The sequence below is a fragment of the Zobellia roscoffensis genome, from assembly GCF_015330165.1.
GTDB classification, from domain to species: Bacteria; Bacteroidota; Bacteroidia; order Flavobacteriales; family Flavobacteriaceae; genus Zobellia; species Zobellia roscoffensis.
The window spans coordinates 1,206,024-1,222,635 of the sequence record NZ_JADDXT010000002.1; the positions used below are offsets into that span (position 1 = coordinate 1,206,024).

Here is a 16,612-nt window from a genome sequence, read left to right on the forward strand (position 1 = left end):
CAATTCCATATTCCTTTATATGCAATGAATACCTTAAATTACTCCGCCAATACACCTAATAATACGGCCCTAAGCATTATTTGACGGATTACATCCCTAAACATGTTCTTTAAGATTAATCAAACGAAACAAGCTTGTGGACACAGTTACTTCATAACCTTATTTTAACGTGATTCATAAATTATAGTATCATTTTTGTGCACATTTTATTTTTGATGGGCGAGAACCTTTACCTTTTCATGATTATTGCGCTGGCTGTACTTGCCATTACTGACTTAGTAGTTGGGGTAAGTAATGATGCGGTTAATTTTCTCAACTCTGCAATTGGATCAAAAGCTGTTTCATTTAGAACAGTAATGATCGTTGCAAGTGTAGGTATTGCATTTGGTGCCATATCATCTAGCGGAATGATGGAGGTAGCCAGAAAGGGTATTTTTAACCCAGAACACTTCGTCTTTGCAGAAATCATGATTATTTTTATGGCGGTTATGATTACGGATATCCTATTATTGGACTTTTTCAATACATTAGGGATGCCCACTTCCACTACTGTATCTATTGTTTTTGAGCTTTTGGGTGCTGCTGTTGCCATTTCCCTTGTTAAAATCATGGGGCATGATGGTGGTGTTTCTGATTTGTGGACCTACATAAACACGGATAAGGCTACTGAAATTATTCTTGGCATTCTCCTCTCTGTGGTTATTGCCTTTAGTATTGGTGCATTAGTTCAATTTATTTCTCGTTTACTGATCTCTTTTAAGTTTGAGGAAAAACCAAAATGGGCAGGAGCACTATTTGGGGGGTTTGCCCTAACTTCAATCATTTACTTTATTCTTGTAAAAGGTCTTAAAAGCGCTTCTATTTTTAGCCCTGAGATTCTTGAAATGATTGCTAACAAGCAATTCTTATTCATATTAAGCAATTTTGTGGTGTGGACCCTAGTTTCTTGGATGATTTCCGCACTAACAAAAATCAACATATACACCATAGTAATTGTAATGGGTACATTTGCCCTTGCTATGGCATTTGCCGGTAATGACCTTGTAAACTTTATTGGTGTGCCATTAGCCGCTATGGAATCCTATACTACTTGGAGTAATTCAGGTATTGCCGCAGACAAATATACCATGGAAGGTCTTGCCTCTGCAGTGCAAACTCCTCAGTACTTATTATTACTCTCTGGTATGATTATGGTCGTAACCCTTTGGTTTTCATCAAAAGCCAAAAATGTGGTTAAAACCAGTGTAGACTTATCTAGACAAGACGAAGGCGATGAGCGTTTCCAACCTAATTTCCTTTCTAGGCAAATCGTAAAGTTTACCATTAACGCTTCAGAAAATATAGCAGGCCTTATTCCTGATTCCATTTTGAAAAAAATGGATACTCGTTTTGAAAAACCTTACGTATATGTACCAAAAAGTAGGGTTCAAGATTTACCTGCTTTTGATCTAGTTCGCGCATCCGTTAACCTTATGGTTGCCAGTGTTCTTATTTCTATAGCCACTTCTATGAAACTTCCATTATCAACAACTTATGTAACCTTCATGGTTGCTATGGGTAGTTCTTTGGCAGATAGAGCTTGGGGAGCGGAGAGTGCTGTTTACCGTGTAGCCGGTGTTCTTAATGTTATTGGTGGATGGTTTTTTACAGCTATAAGTGCCTTTACAGCGGCAGCCATTATTGCTTATATTATTCACTTAGGAGGTATTTGGGCCATTGGCGTGTTATTGATAATAGCTTTTTTCTTAATTGGAAAAAATTATCTTTCGCATACCAAAAAAATGAAAGAGACCAAGCTAGAACAGAAGCTAGAAAGAGCAGAAAGCAATTCTATTATTGGGGTTATTGATGAAAGTGCTGCCAACATTTCTCTTGCCATTAAAAGAGCTAATAAGATATATTCACAAAGTATAGATGGCTTAGCTAAACACGATATAGACACACTTAAAAGAAGTAAAAAGGGTATTAATAAATTTGATAAAGAAGTAGAGGATCTACGTGATAATATCTTCTACTTTATTAAAAACCTTGACGAATCTAGTGTTAGCACCAGTAATTTCTATATTTCTATCCTTAGCTACTTGCAAGATATGACCCAATCTTTGGAATATATTGCCAAAGCGGGACACAAGCACGTACATAACAACCATAAGAAATTAAGGTTTAATCAAATCAAAGATTTAAAAGAGACAGATGGTTATCTAGATGAATTATTTACTGAGATAGAGACCATTTTTGAAACCAAAGATTTCTTAAAGTTAACAGAGCTTATTATCCATAAGCAAGAGCTATTCGCAAAAGTGGACATGAAAATCCACAAACAAGTGGAACGTACACGAACGGATGAATCCAGTCCAAAGAATACCGCTTTGTACTTTAGTTTATTACTGGAAACCAAAGACCTTTTAGTGGCAACAATGAATCTTCTTGAAACTTACGATCAACACGCCAATACCAAGGTATAACTCAAATACTTTCTCCTACCCATACTATAGGATTCACTTTTATGTGATTATCACTTCATCGAAAAAAAATACCTTTCTATAGATTTAGTCGTTAGTAAAAAGATACCCAAATCTTGATCTAATGCGTTTTACAAATTATATAGCACCCGCAGTGTGCTTCGTTTCGCTGTTCCTATCTTGCAGTAAAGAAAGTACGTCTTTTACACAGGAAGAAGAAGAATTGATTGCCAGTATAGACCTCAGTGCACGAGCTAATGCCAAAAAACTATACGAAGATTATTATGTAGCTTCTAGCAATACAAGTACCGAGGTTGCTTGGTCCGGTGATGAACAAGCCTGTGAGCCTGGTACTGTTCCTCAACTAATAAAAGACAAAATCCTAATGCGACTACAGTATTTTCGAAAAGCCGCAGGTTTAAATAACAGTATAGATGAGAACACAACAAAAAGCACAAAATCGCAACAAGCGGCTCTCATGATGCATGCTAACAATACATTGAACCATTTCCCGCCTGATACATGGAGTTGCTATACTAGCGAAGGAAAAGAAGCAGCAGCAAATGCACTATTAACATCAACAAAAAACTCAGCATCAATAGATTCATACATTCGTGATCATGGTAATGAAAACTACCCTGTGGGCCACAGAAGGTGGTTGCTATGGCCTAGATTACAGGAAATAGGAATAGGAAATACTAGTAGGTATAATGCGCTTTGGGTATTGGGAAATCCAGGTACTGCACCAATGGATGCACCAGAATTTGTAGCTTGGCCTCCTGAAGGTTACTTGCCAAATAGATTAGCCTACTCTAGATGGTCTTTCTCTATTGCTAATGCAGACTTTTCTGAAACCAAAATTTCAATGAAAGGTGAAAACGGAAACTCAATTTCACTAAAGATAGAGGAACTTACAGGTATTTACGGAGATAACACTATTGTCTGGATTCCTGAAATAAGCAGTAACACCGCTACGGAAGACACCGCATACGCAATAACTATTGAAAACGTCCTTATTAACTCTCAACCGCAAAAATTTAAATATGATGTAACTCTTTTTGATCCAGACAAATAAATTAAAAATCTGCTTTCAAAAATTCTATGACAATGTTACTTTTTGTTTCTTTTCTAACAATTTGTTCATTTTCCTTAACAGAAATTGTATCTTAACATCTGAGATACACTATGAAAGCGTCTACTTCAATTAAGCACGAATTATTGGCCGAACACGATTTCGGATTCGCCAAATTTTGGTTTTATCCCAACTTCTTGGTTGGTGAATTTGCCGAAGGTGCCGATGTTAGCAAAATACAGTCTCTGGGTCCAATTAGGGTTTTAAAGCGTTATTACGGGAAAAGCACTCCGTTTATTTACATATCGCACAGAAAAAATTCGTACTCAATGGATCCTATGGGGTATAAAGATATAGTAGACATGTTCCCTAATCTTATGGGGATGGCTATTGTCTCCCAGAACAAGTATCGTCGTATGATTGCTACCTTAGAAAGAATGTTTATAAAAAAACCAATTGCGGTGTTTCATGAGTTGGATGAAGCGTATGATTGGGTAGTTCAAAATTTAGAAGAGTTAGATAAATAACCTTTTTCGTTCCTTATTTTATTGATTCCTGCAGCGCTTACCTCCAAATCTACCTTTAAAACCATCCCTACTTCAAATAATAAAATTCCCCCATTTTTACTAAATGGCTCATATATTCTTATGCCAAATTTTGGCTTATAGTGCCTTTTATAAATGACATGACATTCTATTTATGGACATTAAACCTTTCTATTATGAAAAAACTGTTCTTCCTTCTTGTAACCCTATCTCTTACCAATTACGTACAAGCCCAAGAAAATCTTCTACTAAAAGATTACAGGCCAGAAAGCATTTACAACACCCCTAAAACAACGGTACAAAGGGCTAAATACCCTGTAATAGATTTTCACTCCCATCCTTATGCCAAGTCTGAGAAAGAATTGGATGAGTGGGTTGCAACTATGAAAAAGCACAATATTGAAAAATCCATTATCCTAACATATTCAACAGGTAAGAGGTTTGATAGTATATATGATATGTACTCAAAATATGGAGACCAAATTGAAGTATGGTGTGGTTTTGACTATACAGGATATAATGAAAAAGGGTGGACAAAAAGAGCCATAAAAGAGTTAGAAAGGTGTTTCGCAAAAGGCGCAAGAGGTGTTGGTGAGTTAGGTGACAAAGGCCTTGGGCTTTTCTATTCAAAACCATCAGAAGCACCAGGTCTTCATATGGACGACCCTCGTTTACAACCTATATTAAAAAGGTGCGGAGAACTAGGTATGCCCATTAGCGTACATGTAGCAGACCCGTATTGGATGTACCTACCTATGAACGAGAAGAACGACGGACTTATGAATGCCTACACCTGGAAAGTAGACACCTCAAAAGAAGGTGTTCTTTCCCATGAAAAGCTACTTTCAACGCTTTCTAATGCGGTTAAAAACAATAAAGGAACAACATTCATTGCCTGTCATTTAGCCAATACCAGTCATGACCTAGATATTTTAGCTGAATTATTAAATCAACATCCCAACCTCTACGCGGATATTTCAGCACGTTATTCCGAGGTTGCTCCTGTACCGCGACGCACAAAAGCTTTCTTTGAAAAACATAAAGACCGATTGGTATATGGTACCGATATGGGGATGGATGCCAGCATGTATGAAACTACCTTTCGTATTTTAGAAAGTGCTGACGAACACTTTTATGCTTGGGAACTATTTTCGTATCATTGGCCACTTAACGGACTGGATTTAAGTGATGAGACTTTGAAAAAGATATATTCGGAGAATGGTAGAAAAATTTTGAATAGGTAATCTATCTATAAAAATTCATCTCATCCATGTACTTCCAAACAGCTTCAGGTAAGAGCGGACGGATGTTTTTACCTACTTTGTGATTTTTACGAATAAAGGTCGAAGAAATTTCCATTATAGGTGCATCAACCTTCTGAATCTTAGCGTGTCCTTTAAACTGGTGTTCTACTTCACCTTCTGAAATTCTTGGATACACATAAACACTATACTCCTCTAAAATAACCTCATAATTCTTCCATTTATGAAGCCCCTTTAGATTATCCTCTCCCATAATTAAAGCAAAATCATGGTCTTCACCATACTTTTCCCTTAAGTGCACCAATGTATTCACAGTGTAATTAGGCTGCGGGAGACCAAACTCTATTTTACTCGGTTTCAACTTAGAATATTCCTTCGTAGCCTCATATACCATTTGGTATCTATGATTATCGGCCAGTAGTGTTTTTTTAGTCTTAAATGGACTTTGGGGAGTTACCACAAACCAAACCTCATCTAGGCTAGAGAATTCTACCATGTGGTTCGCAATTATCATATGCCCTATGTGTATAGGGTTAAACGTACCAAAATAGAGACCTACCTTTTTCATGTATCCTAAACAAATTTGAATGTCCTAGAAAGCTATTTCTGAATTTTTGCACCAACAAAATCTGCAACTAATTGATGGGCTTCTTCTAGAGCAGTATCTAAATCGTAGTTCTTTATTATCTTGTCAAACTGTGGCGCTGTTGCTAACTCTACTGATGCTTTAGCAATACGCATGTTGATTTTATCCTCACTTTCCGTGCTACGTTTCTTAAGGCGAATTTTCAACTCATCAACACTTGGTGGTTTTACAAATACGGCCAAAGTCTTATCAGGAAATTTGCGTTTAATTCGCAAACCACCTGCCACATCAATATCAAAAATCACGTTTTTACCTTCGGCCCAAAGTCGTTCTATCTCGGTTTTTAAAGTCCCATAAAAATTATCACGGTATACCTCTTCCCACTCCAAAAAATCATCATGTTTGATGTGGTTTTTGAACTCGGAAATAGAAATGAAATAATAATGTTCCCCTTGTTTTTCCTTAGCCCTTCGTGGTCTTGACGTTGCCGAAACCGAAAACGCAAGATTTAGCTCGGGTTGCTTTAACAGGTGACGTACTATGGTTGTCTTACCACTTCCAGAAGGTGCCGAAAATATAATGAGTTTACCGCCTTTCATGAGTTTTTAATTTGATTGGACACTTTAAAGTACATTGAGCATCTGCTCTTTTATTTTTTCCAGTTCATCTTTCATCTGCACTACTAATTGCTGCATTGGTGCATAGTTGGCCTTAGAGCCAATGGTGTTAATTTCGCGTCCAATTTCCTGAGCTATAAAACCTAATTTTTTACCATTGGAATCATCAGATTTTAAAGTACTAGAAAAGTAATCAAGGTGATTTGCCAGACGTACCTTTTCTTCTGTGATATCGTATTTTTCCAAATAGTAAATAAGCTCCTGTTCAAAACGATTGGCATCAAGATCTGTCTTTAAATCACTAACAGCTTTATTGAGTCTTTCGCGCACATCTGATTGTCGGTCCGGATCCATTTCTTTTACCTTTTCCAAAAGGTCTTGTAAATTCTTTATACGATCAAGAAAATCATTTTCAAGAACTTGACCTTCCTCTGAGCGGAATGTATTTATTTCCTTTAATGCCTCATGAACCGCAAGTTTTATAGATTCATATTCAGCTTCATCTATATCTTCACGTTCGGTTTTTAAAGAATCAGGCATTCTAAGTGCCATGTCAAGCAACTTTAAATCATCACCGTCGGCAATAGCCTTTAACTGCTTCATGTAGTTCTTAACAGCAGCCTCGTTAACCTCTGTTGACGTTTCTCCACTGGTCAATTCTAAATAAAGACCAAAGTCAACCTTACCACGCATCAAAGAACCTGCAATGGTTTTACGAAGTTCAAGTTCTTTTTCGCGATATGCAGAAGGCATACGTGCGTTTAAATCTAGACTTTTACTATTAAGGGATTTGAGCTCTACGGTAATCTTTTTTGTCGGAAGCTGTATTACGTGCTTACCAAAACCGGTCATGGACTGAATCATAAATCGCAATGAATTTTGGCAAATATAACGTAATTACAGAAAGTACAGCCCCTGATTTTGCATAACTGACGGCACAAATCTTAAGATTGATATCCTACAAACCAAACACAGGCAACTTAAGTGTCAAAACCACCTAAGTTGCCTGTGTCCAAAAAGCTAGGTTCAAAAACAACCTATTTAGGATTTCTTCACAAACTAAAGCTCCTTAATTTTTATATTCTTAAAAGAAACCATATTGCCATGATCTTGTAATCCTATTTTTCCCGTGGTGAACTTTCCAAAATGGTCCCAGTCTGCAAATTTTGATTTAGACACCATAACATCCCACATCTCATTTCCTACGGGAAAATCTACAATATCGGTTCCGTTTAAAGAAATACTGCCTTTTTGTTCTTTATGATTGATTGTAATTACCATGGAATTCCATTCGCCCACCGGATTTGTTACTTCTTCGGACGGCGCCACCATATCATATAAAGATCCTGCTTGATGAGTAGTTCCATTTTTAGCATCCGGATGTTTTTCATTATCCAAAACTTGCACTTCGGGGCCCGTTTGGTAAGCTTCAGATAACTCCGGTTTTTCATTAACTCCCCAGAATACACCACTATTACCGCCTTCGGAAATCTTCCAATCCAAAGTCAGAATAAAATCTGTGTATTCCTTTTCAGTCACTAGATTAAAAGCCTCTCCTTTAGCTCTCTCTTTTGGTGGGTAAAAAACCATGGCGCCATCTTCAAGCTTCCAATTATCGGAAACACCTTCTTTGTTATATTCTTTCCAGCCATCAAAAGAAGAACCGTCAAAAAGAACCGTCCACTCTTGTGGTGGAGCTGCTTCCTCGGCTTCCGCAATACGTTCCTTTTCCATTTCTTTCTGCGTTTTCTCAGCTTTGTCTTTACACCCAAAAGCTATTATCGCCATAAAAGCGATTACCATCAAATTTTTCATGTGTTGTTATGTTTTATATAAGTCAGTTTGTTCTATTATTTAAAAAACGATTCTCCTGTTTTAGTGACAAAAGAACCGTTTCCTATAATTTGTTTTTATTGCTATACCCTTCTAAGAGGTACCCAATATCTTTTTAAGCATTTCTTTATCAATTGCTGAACCAGCAAAATCGTCAAACGTCTTTTCTGTAGCCTCAATAATATGATCTTGAATAAAAATAGCGCCTTCTCTAGCTCCTTGCTCAGGGCTCTTAATACAGCATTCCCATTCCATAACTGCCCAAACGTCACAACCGTATTGGGTAAGTTTAGAGAAAATAGTTTTAAAATCGATTTGACCATCACCTAAAGAACGGTATCTACCGGCACGATCACCCCAATCATTATAACCTCCAAAGGCACCTTTCTTCCCTGTTGGGTTGAATTCTGAATCCTTTACATGGAACGATTTTATAAACTCATGATAATGGTCTATATACTCTATATAATCTAGCTGTTGCAACACAAAGTGACTTGGATCATAAAGTATATTTACACGCTTATGGTTACCCGTTGCGGCAAGAAAACGTTCAAAAGTATCACCATCGTGTAAATCTTCACCAGGGTGAATTTCATAACAAACATCAACACCTTGCTCATCAAAATGATTTAAAATTGGCATCCATCTTTTAGCCAACTCCTCAAAACCCATCTCAACTAACCCAGGAGGCCTTTGAGGCCATGGGTGCCATGTATGCCAAAGTAAAGCTCCAGAAAAAGTAGCATGGGCATTAAGACCCAATCTTCTACTTGCCGTTGCCGCTTTTTTAACTACATCTACTGCCCATTCCGTACGTGCTTTCGGATTGTTCTTGACGGCATCTGGAGCAAAATTATCGAACATTAAATCGTAAGCTGGGTGAACAGCCACTAATTGCCCTTGTAGGTGTGTAGAAAGTTCCGTAATCTCAAGGCCATAAGAATTCACTTTTCCTTTAAGTTCATCACAGTAAGTCTGACTCTCCGCAGCCTTATCCAAATCTATTAAAAAACTCTCCCAAGTAGGGATTTGAATACCCTTGTAACCTAAATCTGCGGCCCATTTACACATACCGTCCAACGTATTGAACGGTGCTTTACTGTCTACAAATTGCGCTAAAAAAACGCCAGGCCCTTTAATTGTCTTCATGTTGTTGTTGTTTGAATTGAGTAACGGCTATTTCTTTTTTAAAATCATTATAAAGAAAAGCCCTATATTTAATTTTATAATCGTCTCAAAACTGATCTTCTAGAGAAGTTATAAATATAGGGAATACAACACGTTTAAAACAAGAAATACGACCGTGAATAAAGAAGAAAAATTCGACGCTATTGTTGTCGGGACTGGAATTAGTGGCGGTTGGGCCGCTAAAGAATTATGTGAGAACGGATTAAAAACCTTGGTACTCGAACGTGGCCCCATGGTAAAGCATGTGGTAGATTACCCTACCATGAATGATGACCCTTGGGACTACCCGTTAAAGGGAGAGCTTTCCAAAGAAGATAAAGAAAAATACCATGTTCAGGCACGCGTGGGCTGGGCACCAAAGGAAGATGTAAAACATTTTTTTGTAAACGATCTTGACCATCCTTACGTAGAGACCAAACGTTTTGATTGGATTAGAGGCTACCAAGTAGGTGGCAGGTCATTAACTTGGGGCAAACAAAGTTACCGCTGGAGCAATCTTGATTTTGAAGCGAATAAAAAAGAAGGTATTGGTGTAGACTGGCCTGTACGTTATAAGGATATTGCCCCTTGGTATGATAAAGTTGAAAAATATATTGGGGTTAGTGGAGAGAATTTAGGGCTTCCACATTTGCCTGATGGTATCTTTCAACCTAAAATGGACTTAAATTGTGTTGAGGAAGATTTTAAAGCTTCCGTTGCAGAGAAATTTGAAGATGGCCGTTTGATCACCATAGGCCGCGCCGCGCATATTACCGACCCAGAAGCCGATTTTGAAGGCAGGGGAACTTGTCAAAATAGAAATCGTTGTTGGCGTGGTTGCCCTTTTGGCGGATATTTTAGTAGTAACTCCTCTACATTGCCTGCCGCAGAACGCACCGGGAATATGACGTTGCGACCTAACTCCATCGTTTATGAAGTAATGTACGATGATGCCACAAAACAGGCTACGGGCGTAAAGGTAATTGATGCCGAAACCAATGAAAAAATAGAGTTCAAAGCAAAAGTAATTTTCCTTTGCGCATCCGCAATGGCATCCGTAGGTATCCTTATGCAATCAAAAAGCGAGCGCTTTCCAAATGGAATGGGCAATGATTCTGATGCACTGGGACGTGGCATTATGGACCATCACTACAAACTAGGTGCTTTTGGAAAAGTAGACGGACATTTAGACAAATATTATCAAGGCAGAAGACCTAATGGTTTTTACATTCCTAGATTTGTTAACCTAGACGAAAAGACCAAACGGAAAAATTACCTACGTGGGTTTGGTTACCAAGGCAGTGCCAGCCGTGAAGATTGGTCAGCTTCCATTGCAGAAATGGGGTACGGAAAAGAGCTTAAAGAGTCTATCCTTAAGCCAGGTCATTGGCAAATTGGAGTTACCGGTTTTGGTGAATTTTTACCCTATGATGATAACCGAGTAACCCTTAGCGAAACCGAAAAGGATAAATGGGGCCTTCCTCAATTAGATTTTGATGTGGAGTTCAAAGAGAACGAATACGAAATGCGCAAGGACATTAAAAAAGAAATTGTAGACATGTTCAAAGCAGCTGGCTTTAAGAATGTAGAACCTTACGAAGAATCTAGCGGACCAGGTTTAGGTATTCATGAAATGGGCGGGGCACGTATGGGGCATAGTTCCAAAACCTCCATCGTTAATAAAAACAATCAAATCCATACGGTGCCTAATGTATATGTAACGGATGGTGCTTTTATGTCATCATCAAGCTGCGTGAATCCGTCGCTGACCTATATGGCATTTACTGCTAGAGCAGCAAACCACGCTGCAGAACAATTTAAAGCAGGAAAATTTTCATAATGATGTATAACGACCGATAAATCAACCTGATATTCTAAAATATCACTGAAATTGTTAGGTCGTTTGTATCTTGTTGAACTATATTTCTCACGTATAGCGTGAAGAATTAGCTAACCGCAATAACTATATGGAAAACGCTTCAGCCCGAAATTTATGGGGAGATTATCTAGACAAGCACTTAGAACATGCTTTTGCAGATACGCCCAAAGTAGTTCATTTTTGTAATAACGAATTAGATGCCAATGAATGTGCCGCCTTGGTAAAAAAAGGTATCAAACGAGCAACCTCACCTAGTTTGCTAGGTTTACAGCACCTTAAACAATCATTGCCTAAAATAGGTGACTTCATGATTGTTACCAATTGGGAAGGTGAAGCACAGTGTATTGTAAGAACCACTTCCGTAAAACTTAAACCTTACTTTAGTATTACTGAAGAATACGCCCGAATGGAAGGTGAAGGGGACAAAAGCTTAGCCTATTGGAAAAAAGTACATTGGGATTATTATACTAAGGAATTGACCGCTTTTAGCCGCAAGCCTAATGAAAGTATGATTATTGTCTGCCAAGAATTCGAAAAAGTGTTTGATCGATAAGCTCTTACTTTAAAATCAACCGAAATAAATTTAACAGAAGCTAGAGCAGTCCTACAATAGATTCCGCTCTAAAATAAGTGTGGCCCATAATGAGCTCCTATGCTATATTGTGATACTTAAAGCTACTTTATTCTAAAGTTTTTCTACCTTGTACAACATCAATGTAAACAAACTCAACTATGCGCATCTCAACGCCAACAAAGCCATTCATAGGTTTAACTCTTTCCTTATTTGCTTTCTTTTTATGTATTTCCGCACAAGGTCAATCTCCAAAATGGGAGAATCCGGAATGGGAAAACCCTGAAATATTTCAAATTAATCGTGAAGTGCCTACAGCTTCTTTTTATCGATATGAAACAACCGAAAATGCATTAAAAAATGATAGTTGGGAAAATTCTCCTTTTTATCAGTCTCTAAATGGCGATTGGTTTTTTAACTATGCCGACAACGTCATGTCCAGACCTTTAAATTTTCAGGGTGCAGGTTATGACACCTCCGCATGGAACACTATTCCCGTACCTTCCAATTGGGAGCTTGAAGGGCACGGCACCCCTATCTACACTAATATTGTATATCCATTCCCAAAGAACCCACCTTTTATTCCTCATGACAAAAATCCTGTAGGAAGCTACAAACGTGATTTTGAACTTTCAGAGAATTGGGAAGATAAAAACATTTACCTACATTTTGGTGGCGTTAGTGGAGCCATGTATGTTTGGGTCAATGGTAAAAAAGTTGGTTATAGCGAAGGAAGTAAAACGCCAGCAGAATTCAATATTACCAAATATTTACAACCCGGAAAGAACACATTAGCCGTTCAAGTTTTACGCTGGTCCGATGCCAGTTACATGGAAGATCAAGATTTCTGGCGTCTAAGCGGTATTGACCGAGATGTTTATCTCTATGCCACCAAAGCAACGACCATTAAAGACTACCGTGCTATCGCCGACTTGGAGAATAATTATACTGACGGTCTATTAAACGTGAATCTAGAACTTGAAAATACCGCAAAAAAAGCCAAAGGTTATAAAGTTACCGTGCAACTTTTGGATGGCGACAAAGAACTTTATTCCGAAGAGAAAGATGTGGTTTTCAATGGAAAATCAGCCGTGGTAAAATTTGAAAAATCCCTAAAAAGTATTAAAACTTGGAATGCCGAAAAACCTAACCTTTACACTTTACTTTTCGTTCTTAAAAACAAAAAAGGAGTCGTTACCGAAGCTGTAAGTTCTAAAATAGGTTTTAGAAAAATTGAAATCAAAAACAATCAGTTCTTGGTCAATGGGCAACCTGTTCTTATTAAAGGTGCCAACCTACACGATCATGATGAAACTACGGGCCATGTTATCAGCAGAGAAGTCACATTGAAAGACATGGAGGTAATGAAACGCAATAACCTAAACGCCATACGTTGCAGTCATTATCCTAAAAATGAGTTTTTCTATCGCATGGCAGACAAATATGGTTTTTACATAGTTGATGAAGTCAATATTGAAATCCATGGTATGGGAACTACCAACCAAGGTCTTGATAACGATGAGGAAGCTAAGAAAATACACCCAGCCTATAGACCAGAATGGAAAGCCATGCATTTAGACCGTACGATGCGCATGTACGAACGCGATAAAAATTTCACTTCTATCGTTACTTGGTCTTTAGGAAATGAGGCAGGTAACGGCGAAAATTTCTTTGCTACTTACGAATGGCTCAAAAAACAAGACGATACGCGCCCCGTTCAATATGAAGGCGCTACCCAATATGCGAATACGGACATTCAAGCGCCAATGTACGCTACTATTGAACAGACTATTGAATATGCTGAAAACAACCCAAAAAGACCACTTATCCAATGTGAGTATGCACATGCCATGGGAAACAGCGTAGGCAATCTTCAGGATTATTGGGACGTAATTGAAAAGTATGATGTGTTACAAGGTGGTTTTATTTGGGATTGGGTAGATCAAGGCCTGAAAACCAAAAATGAAGACGGGGAAGAATTTTATGCCTTTGGTGGTGATTTTGGCGCATCGCATCTTCAAAATGATAATAACTTTTGTCTAAACGGATTGGTAAACCCTGACCGCTCTGCGCATCCTGCTTTACACGAGGTGAAAAAGGTCTATGAATATGTAAAGTTTACATCCAACGACCCTAAATCAGGTAAAATTACAATTACCAACCAGTATGATTTTACCAATTTATCCGAATATAACTTCGCTTGGAAACTATTCAAAAACGGTGTTGAAGTTAAAACAGGAAAAATTGATGATGTAATGATAGCACCTTATGAATCTCAGGTTATTCAAATTGCTTTACCTGATTTGACGGACTCAGAGGCCGAATATTTCTTGAATGTGTATGCATTTACCAAAAATGGAGATGAACTTATACCTCAAGATTACTTATTAGCTTATGAGCAATTTAAACTGACCGATTTTACCCCCAGGGTTTTTGAAATGGAAACCAACGGACTTTCAGTTACAAACGTCGATGGCACCGTAAAAATTAAAGGAGAAGGATTTGAAGTCGGTTTTAATAGCACCGATGGTAGCTTGACCACATTAGACTATGGTCAGGGCAACCTAGTGAAAAACGGACCGAGTGTAAACTTCTGGCGCGCTCCAACCGATAATGATTATGGGTACAATATGCCTAAACGTCTAAACGTCTGGAAAGAGGCTACCGAAACTCAAAACCTGACGAGTTTTCAACTGAACTCCAATGACGGTAAAAAGGTTGTTGACGCTGTAAAACTTAGTAAGAATCCGTTTAAAATTAAAAACGATTTACAGCTTACGGCCATGTATAGCTTACCTTCTGTACAAGGAGAAGCAACAGTAACTTATACTATTAATAATAAGGGAGATATTTTAGTAAGCACAGACCTTTCTAACATTAAGAATAGCCTGCCCATTGTTCCTCGTTTTGGAAATAACTTTATCATAGACTCGGCATACGATAAAGTGAGCTGGTACGGTAGAGGTCCACATGAGAATTACCAAGACCGAAAAACTTCGGCTTTGGTGGGCAAATATGATGCAACAGTAAAGGATCTGTATTTTGAATACATACGTCCGCAAGAAAATGGCTACCGAACCGATATCCGTACGGTATCCTTTTTAAACGGGAATGGCAAGGGTATCGAAATTTCCTCACCAAGACTTTTCGGGTTCAGTGCCCACAATCAATATAATTCCGACTTTGATGAAGGTATGCAAAAGCAGCAACGCCATACTTATGATATTCCTCAAAGAGACCTCATCAACATTAACATTGATTATAGCCAAATGGGCGTAGGCGGTGATGATAGCTGGGGATTAATGCCTCACGAAGAATATCAAATAAAACCAGGAGATTTATCTTTTAGTTTTATGATACAACCGGTGAAATAGAAGTTTACATCAGTTCAACGGATAAAGAACAAAAATCCCCGAAAGCATTAAGCCTTCTGGGATTTTTGTTTATTATGATATTTCAGAAAACTTAGTCTTCCAATTCCACCCAGATGTTTCCATTTTTATTTGACTCTACTGTGGCCTCAATGAAATTCATACCACGAACACCATCGGTCATTGTTGGATATTCACCGCTGTCATATTGCTCCCCTCTAATAGCTTTTGCTACACCAAGGTAGATATTAGCCATAGAGTCAAAAATACCTTCAGGGTGTCCTGGAGGCAGTTTTGTCCCTCCTAAAGAAAGTTCACTGTTATAAGCATGACCTGGTTTGTATATCTGAGTTGGTTTTGTATCACTCATTACATACAGATAGTTAGGATTCTCCTGCTCCCATTTGAAAGCTCCTTTTTCGCCATAAATAGCAATTCCAAGTCCGTTTTCTTCACCTGTAGCCACCTGACTACTTCTGATGATTCCTTTCACATGGTCGTTCATTCTAATAAGTACAGTTCCATCAACATCCATCTGGTTGTCTTCATACAAATAGTTGAAATCGCTCAAAATAGATTTGATTTTTAGTCCTGTGGTGTATTCTACCATATTGAAGGCATGCACCCCAATATCACCTATACAAGAGCTGATTCCCGCTTTTTTAGGGTCCAAACGCCAAACCGAAGAACGTTTTTCTTGATCATGAATAATTTCATTTATCCACCCTTGATAGTACACTGCATCTACTTTGTGAATTTTACCAAGTTCTCCGTTCTTTATCATTTCACGCATTTGGCGTACCATTGGATACCCCGTATACGTATGTGTTAAAGCAAAAACAGTACCTGCCTTCTCATGGGCCGCTTGCAATTTTTTAGCTTCCTCTAAAGTAGTTGTCATTGGTTTTTCGCAGATAACGCTAAAACCGTTTTCCAATAATTTCAACGCCATTGGAAAGTGAAGGAAATTTGGCGTAAGAATAGAACATACCTGAATACGCTCATCCTCCGGCAATTTCATTTCCTCTTCTATAAGCGTATCAAAATCCTTATAAATACGATTTGTAGGTACGTCTATTTCTTTGGCAAAAGCCATATTTTGCTCAAAATCTGGGTTGAATACAGCCCCAACAATTTGATAGTTATCATTTATATGAGATGCTACACGATGCAACACACCTATTAGGGAGTCACCACCTCCACCTAAAATTCCGAGTCTGATTTTCTTTGGCATTTTGTAATCCTTT

Annotated in this window: 13 protein-coding genes; 7 read left to right on the forward strand and 6 right to left on the reverse strand. The window is 38.1% G+C overall.

Features of this window, described 5'->3' with window-relative positions; all coding sequences use genetic code 11:
• Window positions 1-215: 215 nt before the first annotated feature.
• The 4 genes from IWC72_RS05180 (at window position 216) to IWC72_RS05195 (ending at window position 5,323) form a co-directional block, all read left to right on the forward strand.
• Window positions 216-2,465 carry an inorganic phosphate transporter gene (locus tag IWC72_RS05180; RefSeq protein WP_194529055.1) on the forward strand — a complete coding sequence of 750 codons (2,250 nt, stop codon included), beginning with the start codon at window positions 216-218 and terminating at the stop codon, window positions 2,463-2,465.
• A 121-nt stretch (window positions 2,466-2,586) separates the two neighbouring features.
• Entirely contained in the window at window positions 2,587-3,537 is a 951-nt protein-coding gene (locus IWC72_RS05185; protein ID WP_194529056.1) for a CAP domain-containing protein, read from the forward strand.
• A gap of 110 nt (window positions 3,538-3,647) precedes the next feature.
• Window positions 3,648-4,061 carry a hypothetical protein gene (locus IWC72_RS05190; protein WP_194529057.1) on the forward strand — a complete coding sequence of 138 codons (414 nt, stop codon included), beginning with the start codon at window positions 3,648-3,650 and terminating at the stop codon, window positions 4,059-4,061.
• Window positions 4,062-4,255: 194 nt separating this feature from the next.
• The gene (locus tag IWC72_RS05195) at window positions 4,256-5,323 is read left to right on the forward strand and encodes an amidohydrolase family protein (RefSeq protein ID WP_194529058.1); all 1,068 of its coding nucleotides are present in this window, start codon (window positions 4,256-4,258) and stop codon (window positions 5,321-5,323) included.
• A 1-nt stretch (window position 5,324) separates the two neighbouring features.
• On the opposite strand, the gene nadD is transcribed toward IWC72_RS05195, so the two are convergent.
• The 5 genes from nadD to IWC72_RS05220 all read right to left on the reverse strand — a co-directional run bounded on the left by nadD (window position 5,325) and on the right by IWC72_RS05220 (window position 9,526).
• On the reverse strand, window positions 5,325-5,909 hold the full coding sequence (gene nadD, locus IWC72_RS05200; RefSeq protein WP_194529059.1) for a nicotinate (nicotinamide) nucleotide adenylyltransferase: 585 nt from the start codon (window positions 5,907-5,909) through the stop codon (window positions 5,325-5,327).
• Between the two features lie 32 nt (window positions 5,910-5,941).
• The gene (gene gmk, locus IWC72_RS05205; RefSeq protein WP_194525161.1) at window positions 5,942-6,526 is read right to left on the reverse strand and encodes a guanylate kinase; all 585 of its coding nucleotides are present in this window, start codon (window positions 6,524-6,526) and stop codon (window positions 5,942-5,944) included.
• Between the two features lie 24 nt (window positions 6,527-6,550).
• Window positions 6,551-7,408: a YicC/YloC family endoribonuclease gene (locus tag IWC72_RS05210; protein WP_194525162.1), complete on the reverse strand. Its 858-nt coding sequence runs from the start codon at window positions 7,406-7,408 to the stop codon at window positions 6,551-6,553.
• A 195-nt stretch (window positions 7,409-7,603) separates the two neighbouring features.
• The gene (locus tag IWC72_RS05215; protein WP_194529060.1) at window positions 7,604-8,359 is read right to left on the reverse strand and encodes a 3-keto-disaccharide hydrolase; all 756 of its coding nucleotides are present in this window, start codon (window positions 8,357-8,359) and stop codon (window positions 7,604-7,606) included.
• 111 nt (window positions 8,360-8,470) lie between these two features.
• Window positions 8,471-9,526 carry a sugar phosphate isomerase/epimerase family protein gene (locus IWC72_RS05220; RefSeq protein ID WP_194525164.1) on the reverse strand — a complete coding sequence of 352 codons (1,056 nt, stop codon included), beginning with the start codon at window positions 9,524-9,526 and terminating at the stop codon, window positions 8,471-8,473.
• Window positions 9,527-9,680: 154 nt separating this feature from the next.
• Here IWC72_RS05220 and IWC72_RS05225 point away from each other — a divergent pair, with 154 nt between their 5' ends.
• The 3 genes from IWC72_RS05225 (at window position 9,681) to IWC72_RS05235 (ending at window position 15,368) form a co-directional block, all read left to right on the forward strand.
• Window positions 9,681-11,384 (forward strand): GMC oxidoreductase, encoded by a 1,704-nt coding sequence (locus IWC72_RS05225; RefSeq protein ID WP_194529061.1) that lies wholly within the window; start codon window positions 9,681-9,683, stop codon window positions 11,382-11,384.
• A 127-nt stretch (window positions 11,385-11,511) separates the two neighbouring features.
• Window positions 11,512-11,976, forward strand: a complete 465-nt coding sequence (locus IWC72_RS05230; RefSeq protein WP_194525166.1) for an ASCH domain-containing protein — start codon at window positions 11,512-11,514, stop codon at window positions 11,974-11,976.
• A 179-nt stretch (window positions 11,977-12,155) separates the two neighbouring features.
• Window positions 12,156-15,368 (forward strand): glycoside hydrolase family 2 TIM barrel-domain containing protein, encoded by a 3,213-nt coding sequence (locus tag IWC72_RS05235; protein ID WP_194529062.1) that lies wholly within the window; start codon window positions 12,156-12,158, stop codon window positions 15,366-15,368.
• A 91-nt stretch (window positions 15,369-15,459) separates the two neighbouring features.
• On the opposite strand, the gene IWC72_RS05240 is transcribed toward IWC72_RS05235, so the two are convergent.
• Entirely contained in the window at window positions 15,460-16,599 is a 1,140-nt protein-coding gene (locus IWC72_RS05240; RefSeq protein WP_194525168.1) for a Gfo/Idh/MocA family protein, read from the reverse strand.
• Window positions 16,600-16,612 lie beyond the last annotated feature (13 nt).

What these genes read in the sequence shown, in the direction of transcription:
- IWC72_RS05180 (WP_194529055.1), top strand. Translation starts at nt 216, where the DNA reads ATGGGCGAGAACCTTTACCTTTTCATGATTATTGCGCTGGCTGTACTT.
- IWC72_RS05185 (WP_194529056.1), top strand. Translation starts at nt 2,587, where the DNA reads ATGCGTTTTACAAATTATATAGCACCCGCAGTGTGCTTCGTTTCGCTG.
- IWC72_RS05190 (WP_194529057.1), top strand. Translation starts at nt 3,648, where the DNA reads ATGAAAGCGTCTACTTCAATTAAGCACGAATTATTGGCCGAACACGAT.
- IWC72_RS05195 (WP_194529058.1), top strand. Translation starts at nt 4,256, where the DNA reads ATGAAAAAACTGTTCTTCCTTCTTGTAACCCTATCTCTTACCAATTAC.
- nadD (WP_194529059.1), bottom strand. Translation starts at nt 5,909, where the DNA reads ATGAAAAAGGTAGGTCTCTATTTTGGTACGTTTAACCCTATACACATA.
- gmk (WP_194525161.1), bottom strand. Translation starts at nt 6,526, where the DNA reads ATGAAAGGCGGTAAACTCATTATATTTTCGGCACCTTCTGGAAGTGGT.
- IWC72_RS05210 (WP_194525162.1), bottom strand. Translation starts at nt 7,408, where the DNA reads ATGATTCAGTCCATGACCGGTTTTGGTAAGCACGTAATACAGCTTCCG.
- IWC72_RS05215 (WP_194529060.1), bottom strand. Translation starts at nt 8,359, where the DNA reads ATGAAAAATTTGATGGTAATCGCTTTTATGGCGATAATAGCTTTTGGG.
- IWC72_RS05220 (WP_194525164.1), bottom strand. Translation starts at nt 9,526, where the DNA reads ATGAAGACAATTAAAGGGCCTGGCGTTTTTTTAGCGCAATTTGTAGAC.
- IWC72_RS05230 (WP_194525166.1), top strand. Translation starts at nt 11,512, where the DNA reads ATGGAAAACGCTTCAGCCCGAAATTTATGGGGAGATTATCTAGACAAG.
- IWC72_RS05235 (WP_194529062.1), top strand. Translation starts at nt 12,156, where the DNA reads ATGCGCATCTCAACGCCAACAAAGCCATTCATAGGTTTAACTCTTTCC.
- IWC72_RS05240 (WP_194525168.1), bottom strand. Translation starts at nt 16,599, where the DNA reads ATGCCAAAGAAAATCAGACTCGGAATTTTAGGTGGAGGTGGTGACTCC.